At 41.6% G+C, this 680-nt stretch carries 1 protein-coding gene; it reads right to left on the bottom strand.

The genetic code is table 11. The features are described 5' to 3' along the window. Positions 1-678 (bottom strand): RNA-guided endonuclease TnpB family protein (locus WMO41_RS15830; protein ID WP_349230596.1); only part of this gene is annotated, 678 nt, incomplete at its 3' end. Positions 679-680: the final 2 nt, after the last annotated feature.

Genomic DNA, 680 nt, shown 5'->3' with positions numbered 1-680 from the left:
ATCCTGGCTCATTTCTTTCATGTTCAGATTTTCGATGCACACGATATCGTAGGAATTGGCTATCTTCCTTGATTCTTGATGCGAAAAATCTTTTCGCTGATGTGCGATACGGGTATGGATTCGTGCCACTTTCTTCTTTTGTTTTTTATAACGGTTACTCCCCTGTTCGCAGTGGCTCAGTCTACGCTGCTCCCTTGCCAGCTTCTGCTGGGTTTTTTGAAAAAAATGAGGATATGCTGCATGATTTCCATTGGAATCTACATACAACTCCTTCATGGAAAAATCAAAACCAATCGCGGTTTCTGCTTTCTTGATTTCATTCACCGGTTCCTCACAGGAATATAACAGAGCAACGTAATATCGTTCATCTGCTTCCTGCGTGATGGTTGCGCCTTTTAATTGATAACATTCATCAATCTTCCGATGTTGTCTGATGCGTACCCAGCCAGCCTTTGGAAGTTTTAGCTTTCCATTCTGTAAAACTATATTTCCATTCACATAATTGGTTGTATAGCTTCTTACTGGCTTCTTTTTTGATTTGAACTTTGGAAAGCCTACAGAAGCATCACGAAAGAAATTTTTGTATGCTGTCTGCAGATGCAACTGTGCATTACACAATGCCAGACTGTCTACTTCCTTCAGCCATGGAAACTCCGACTTATACCTGGCCGGTGTCACGC

Origin of the sequence: Ventrimonas faecis (assembly GCF_040096075.1) — a bacterium.
Lineage (GTDB): Bacteria > Bacillota > Clostridia > Lachnospirales > Lachnospiraceae > Brotaphodocola > Brotaphodocola faecis.
Note: the sequence above shows the minus strand (reverse complement) of the source record. Positions and strands in the feature narration are given on the sequence as shown.